Annotated in this window: 5 protein-coding genes; all 5 read right to left on the bottom strand. The window is 44.8% G+C overall.

Translation table 11 applies throughout. The features are described 5' to 3' along the window. Positions 1–63: 63 nt before the first annotated feature. The 5 genes from pstS to HMPREF3027_RS09125 all read right to left on the bottom strand — a co-directional run bounded on the left by pstS (position 64) and on the right by HMPREF3027_RS09125 (position 5,082). Positions 64–1,131 (bottom strand): phosphate ABC transporter substrate-binding protein PstS, encoded by a 1,068-nt coding sequence (gene pstS / locus HMPREF3027_RS09140; protein WP_070708336.1) that lies wholly within the window; start codon positions 1,129–1,131, stop codon positions 64–66. A 298-nt stretch (positions 1,132–1,429) separates the two neighbouring features. Next, positions 1,430–2,905, bottom strand: coding sequence for a cardiolipin synthase (gene cls / locus HMPREF3027_RS09135; protein ID WP_070708334.1), 1,476 nt, complete (start codon positions 2,903–2,905; stop codon positions 1,430–1,432). Positions 2,906–3,341: 436 nt separating this feature from the next. Further along, a complete protein-coding gene (locus HMPREF3027_RS09130; protein WP_070708332.1) occupies positions 3,342–3,926 on the bottom strand; it encodes a hypothetical protein in 585 nt (194 codons plus the stop codon). Continuing rightward, positions 3,919–4,044 carry a hypothetical protein gene (locus tag HMPREF3027_RS09815; protein WP_018027808.1) on the bottom strand — a complete coding sequence of 42 codons (126 nt, stop codon included), beginning with the start codon at positions 4,042–4,044 and terminating at the stop codon, positions 3,919–3,921. The genes HMPREF3027_RS09130 and HMPREF3027_RS09815 overlap by 8 nt, the downstream gene beginning before the upstream one ends. A gap of 36 nt (positions 4,045–4,080) precedes the next feature. Further along, positions 4,081–5,082: a helix-turn-helix transcriptional regulator gene (locus tag HMPREF3027_RS09125; RefSeq protein WP_070708330.1), complete on the bottom strand. Its 1,002-nt coding sequence runs from the start codon at positions 5,080–5,082 to the stop codon at positions 4,081–4,083. Positions 5,083–5,291 lie beyond the last annotated feature (209 nt).

Below are 5,291 nucleotides of genomic sequence, written 5' to 3'. Positions count from 1 at the left end.
CAACGCAGCAGATCGCCTTCGTGCAACAGTCTCAGAAAAGACTAATACACTGACCACTTTATTTTACTGCTTTATAGTAATATCCTTTACCAATTGACCATCGTAAGTCATGCTATTGATTACATTGATAGCATTCATACGAGCCACTTCAGGCAGAGGAGAGAAGTAGTTTTTTCTAGCACTTGCTACACCATTATCCCCTACAATGTAGAACAAGAAATTTTGAAGTGCTTTAGCCTGCTCAATAGTTCTATTATTGTAAGCTTGCTCTTTATAAACTATAATCCAGGTAAATGTGCTAATCGGGTAAGCACCTGCTTGTGGAGAATTGGAGATAACCATACGCGTATCAGCAGGCATATCAGTGGTATTGGCACTGATAGAAATCGTCTCCATATTGGCCTCCACATATTCACCTTGTGAGTTAAGCATCTTGGCAGAAGGGATATCTTGTGCCAATGCATACTCAGACCCTAGATAACCAATAGCACCCACAGTTTGTGAAATCACCCCCGCTATCCCAGGATTACCCTTTGCAGCAATACCTTTACTAAAGTCCACCGATTTCCCCGCTCCGATAGTGGTTCGCCAAGTCTCATCTACTTCGCTCATAAATCCAGTGAATACAGCCGTTGTACCACTGCCTTCGCTACGATAGACTGGGGTAATAGCTTGGTCGGGCAAGTTAATGCCAGGATTTATTGATGCAATCAGAGGATCATTCCAATTGGTCACTTCACCAGTGTATATTTTAGTCACCAATTCAGGAGTCATATTAAGTTGATCAACTTGTGGTAGATTATATCCCATCACCACCCCACCAATACAAGTAGGGATATGCAGTATCTCAGGCATAGCACCCATCTCCTTATCACTCAGAAATACATCGGTCCCGCCAAAGTCTACAGTCAAGTCCTGCAGATTTCGGATACCTGCACCACTACCAGTAGCACCATAGCTTACACGTATGCCATACTCATCACCAAATTGCTTAGTGATGTCTTTATAAAAAAACTCAGGGAATGTGGCGCCTGCTCCACTCAGTGTTACCTCTTTATTGCCACACGAACTTGCTAGTAACATTACAAGCATCAGGAGTACACTAGTCTCTACACATCTCTTTAGCTTCATACCATTTTTTCTAAAAACAATTGTTATACAAGGGCGAGTAGACTAATTGCCTAACCCTATCACCCTATTTCACCGCAAAGGTAGCATATAGTAATTGCAGAGAAATTACGAGCGTGTTACAATTCTGCTAAGTAGCTAAAGAATACCCAATATAGGGGTTTTCATCATTCAAGGCCAAATAAGAGATAGATGCAAGCCATATAGCACGTTACATAAATGTTACATCACCTTTGACTATAGCGATATTATCGTGTGAGATAAAGACCTAAGCCACCATAAGAATCGTGGATAACAGAGATTAAAGCAGAGGAGAAAACAATCTAAATATCGACTGCAAAAATCGTAATCCTATCTTGCGCTTCCTCCACTGATAAGAATCAATAGGTACGCAATGAGTTTCAATATTGCTCTTAATCATTTGCTCCAGCAATTGGGTAAATTGCTCATTATGAATAATAGATGTCAGCTCAAAGTTGAACTCCATGCTTCTAAAGTCCATATTAGCAGAACCAATATAAGAAATCCTACCATCCACTGTCATCAGCTTAGAGTGGTTAAACTCTCCATTGAAACGATGAATCTTCACCCCCGCCTCTAGCAGATCAGCATAATAAGATTGCGAGGCATACTTTACTAGCAGAGCATCACTATTCCAAGGTAGCACCAAGTGCACCTCCACACCACTCAGTGCAGCACCGATCAACGCTTTATTAAGACTATCAGTAGGCAAAAAGTAAGGGGTTTCAATATATATGTGCTTCTTAGCCTCATAGATACTTCTACTCCATGCTTGCAAGAGCGTTCTAAACTTATTGGTAGGACCGCTAGAAAAAGTCTGCATACCCACATCGAAGACTTTAATCGCCGACTGATACGCTACAGAAAGATTAACACTCGGGGTCGGAAGCTCTTCAGTAGGATCAAGATAATAATCCCTACTAAGAGCGATCTTACTTGCAAATCTCCAATCACTCATAAAGGCTGATGCCAGACCATTCACAGCCATACCAGTTACTCTAAAATGAGTATCCAGCCAACGCCCTTTCTTATTACCTATCGTGTAGTGATCCGCAATATTCATCCCCCCTATATACCCTATATTACCATCAATCACTACTACCTTACGGTGATTACGGTAGTTGATGTCGCTACGAAGAGAAGGCATCACAACCTTCAAAAACTGCCGAAACTCAATCCCAGCATCCGTCATCCGCCTATAGAATGACCTTCTTGCCCTAAAACTTCCCACGTAATCACACATCACACGTACCTTTACTCCCGCCCTAGCCTTTTCAATCAAGGCATCAGCCACACGTGTGCCAGTGTGATCATCAAGAAAGATATAGTACTCCACGTGAATAAATCGGCGGGCATTTCGAATATCCTCAAGTAGCGAATCCACCTTATCCACCCCACTTCTAAAGATCGCCACCTCATCCGCGCTCAAAATTCGAGCACTAGTTTCATACTCCACCATATCCCTAAGGAGTCGATACTCACTTTGCTCAGCGGGTAGCTCTTCAGAGATATTAGATGAGGTAGGAGTACTACTTAGATCAAAGCTATCATACGCATGCTTTTGGATTTTCTTTAGATGCCACTGCTCACGCCCAAAGAGTAGATACAATACCACCCCAAGTCCTGGCAATAAGGTCAAGACCAGCACCCAGCTGAGTGCTTTATGAGGGTTGCGATTCTCCAATAGAATGACACAAATCAATCCTATAATGATCAGGACCAGTATTCCACTAAATATGTAGCCCCATGAAATCATAATACCAGCTCTCGATTTTAGTTATGTATTAGTTTTTCTAAAGGTACCAATATTTTATGATCTACAAAACAAAGTAGCCGCAGTCGTTCAGGGCTAACGCATCAGAAAGGCTGTGTGGCATTCATTGGAAGACTGTTGCACGAAGAAACGAGGACACCCACCCCCACGACCCTTGTGGTCGCACAAACCCCATCCAAGTCTGACCCCTCAACCGGGGTCATGGAGATATTGGGCACCCTCTATACACAGGTCATGCGGGGCTAACGCCCCTTTGACCTGTGCCTATTTAACACGGATCCCTCGGCCGGGGTCCTTACCCGTCTGACTTGTCTGACCCGTCCGATCTGTCCAACTCGTCCGATCTGTCCGACTCGTCCGATAAGCCCCCCCAAAAAAGGACCTCCTCGCGGAGGTCCTCACACGTCTAATAATATTACTACTCCTTTAGTAGAGCAGCAATCACCTGGTGCCACTCACTTGGAGAGAAACCCGAGGCAGGGTGCTGCACAGGCAATACCCGCACCTCATGGCCATTCCGCAAAGGGTAAATCCACGTCTCCACCCCACAGCAGTCAGCACCTTGATGTCCCGCTTCAGGCAGATGGTCATAAAGACGGCTTCTACCCCATACCAGTACCACATCCGGCTGATACTCCTCAAGCACCTCCAAGAAAGCAGCCTCCGAAGCCACCAACATCTCCTTCGTAGGTGCGGTACGAGGGCCAGTAAGAGGTTGTTGGACAAAGTTGTAGTAGAGCACCTCATCCCACACCGCCTCCGACGAGAAGCGGTCCTCCTGATGCCCACTTAGAGCACTTGCAAACTTTGTGTAGGTATTCATCCACCCTTCAAAGTCACAAGAGCGGTCAAACTGCCACTCAAATACCCTCTTAGTGATATCGGGAGTTGCGTCACTGGGGTTGTCACAATAGTGACTCTCCCCCAACACCATCACACGCTTGCCCCATTTGGAGCGAGTATAGCTCCTCCCTACCCTCGGCAGAAACTTCACATCACCCATTCTTCTTACCTCCACCCAAGGCAACTAAGATACTCACACCAACTGAAGCAATGGTACCGATGGTTTTAAGTACAGTCTCTGCAGTGTCCTTCCAGTCTTTTTCCTTGTTCTCGCTCATAATAGTTTTTGTTTTAAAAGCTATACATTATAGTTACTACTCCTTATTATATAGGTGATACAGGTCATCGACCCATTTCACAAACTCCTTACGCACCCACTCTGGCTCCAGCACCTCAATCGTACCACCCATCGATAGGAGGGCTTGAAAGAGATCAAAAGTAGGGCGGAGCTTGTACTTAAAAATAACGTAGTTACCGTCCTCCTTGCAGGGATACTCCTTCTGCGAATGATGTAGCGGAAGGGTCCGAATATAATTGGCCTGCTTCCTTGTTGCCCTAATCGTAATATACTCAAACGGGTCATCGCCAAGTATGATCCCATAGCAATCCTCAAAGAGCTGCGCCATATTAAACTCCTTAGGATACTCAAAAGTCTCCTCCAAGAGCGTCAGACCATGCAAGCGATCCAAACCATAGATCTTTAGCCCCGTAGAGAGATCTACCCCCTCCTCATCATAGCAACCATAGGGGGATAGATCAGACTCCTTCACCTCCTTCGCAATAAGATACCACCGCTGCTTGAATAGCCGGAGGGCAAAGGGATAGAGCCTTAGAGTAGCTGAACCACCAAGTGCAAAACTCTGATATTCAATCTCTATCTGACGATTCTGCTGAATCGCGTCTAGCAACTCAAATAGATAAACCGAATCATAGCTAGGCACCTCCTCAAAAATCACCCGATCATGGATATCCTGATATTGATGAAAAAGAGTATTAAAAGTAAAGTTATCCAATAGCCATTGATTGATTTTCTTCTGACCACGAATAGAGTTAGTATCAATCGTATACCTATTCCCCGCCTTTTTATTGCAGCTGATCTCTACTTCAAAGAGCTCCATCACCGCATTCTTATGCTCATGAAAAGTCCGCTCAGACAGCGGTTCGCCCAACTCATTAAGAGGCGACTTCTCCCACTGCAGAGAGATCTCCTCACGTGTCAATCCACGTGAGCGAGCCAACGTATCGTATAGCCATAGATATCTCTTCAGTAGTCGTGCTATACTTGTACGACCTGTACCACTATTACTCTTCGCCATAAAGTCGGAAACTACTCATTAACCTTTCACAGGCAAATATACCCAATGATACTGCAACATCTCCGCAGTACCCTACCACCCACCCCATATTTAACATTTATAATCAAAAAAAATACCTTGTCTGACCCGCCCTATAAGCCCCCCCCAAAAAAGAGGACCTCGGAGAGGTCCCTCTTAAATAGGCACAGGTCAAGGGCAAAGCCCGAAGA

It is taken from the genome of Porphyromonas sp. HMSC077F02 (assembly GCF_001815465.1).
GTDB classification, from domain to species: domain Bacteria; phylum Bacteroidota; class Bacteroidia; order Bacteroidales; family Porphyromonadaceae; genus Porphyromonas_A; species Porphyromonas_A somerae.
Note: the sequence above shows the minus strand (reverse complement) of the source record. Positions and strands in the feature narration are given on the sequence as shown.